Origin of the sequence: Aquicoccus porphyridii (genome assembly GCF_008369105.1) — a bacterium.
In the GTDB taxonomy this organism is placed as follows: Bacteria; Pseudomonadota; Alphaproteobacteria; order Rhodobacterales; family Rhodobacteraceae; genus Aquicoccus; species Aquicoccus porphyridii.
Map to the genome: position 1 here is coordinate 1 of NZ_VINQ01000100.1, position 510 is coordinate 510.

General features: G+C 63.3%; 1 protein-coding gene. It reads left to right on the forward strand.

Annotation, left to right across the window (positions count from 1 at the left end; translation table 11 throughout):
* Positions 1 to 66: 66 nt before the first annotated feature.
* Positions 67 to 510 (forward strand): IS5 family transposase (locus FLO80_RS21965; protein ID WP_149187134.1); only part of this gene is annotated, 444 nt, incomplete at its 3' end.

A 510-nucleotide genomic window follows, 5' to 3' on the forward strand; every position in this document is an offset into this window, starting at 1 on the left:
GGCGTTGTTGCAGAACTATCCCGGTGAAGGATTCACTTCGTGAATCCATGCGGTTACAGAGGCTGCATGAGCAAGCCCCCTCCTGCCCGCTATCGCACGACGAACTGGTCCAGCTACAACGCGTCGCTGCGCAAGCGGGGGGCTCTGCTGATCTGGGTCGACAAGGATATGACCCGGCGCGCGCCGCGTGACGGGCGTCCCGGGCGGCCACCGGTGTTTTCCGATGCGGCAATCCAGTTCTGCCTGTCGATCAAAGTGCTGTTCAAGCTTCCCTTGCGCCAGACCGCAGGCATGGTGGCTAGCCTTCTGAAGCTGGCGGGGCTGGATTGGCCGGTGCCGGACTTCTCCACGCTGTGTCGGAGGCAGAAAACCTTGGCCGTTCAGGTTCCGTATCGCCGTGCAGACGAGCCGCTGAACCTGCTCGTGGACAGCACCGGGATCAAGTTCCTCGGCGATGGTGAATGGCAGGCGCGCAAGCATGGCCCGCAGGGCCGTCGCCAATGGCGCAAG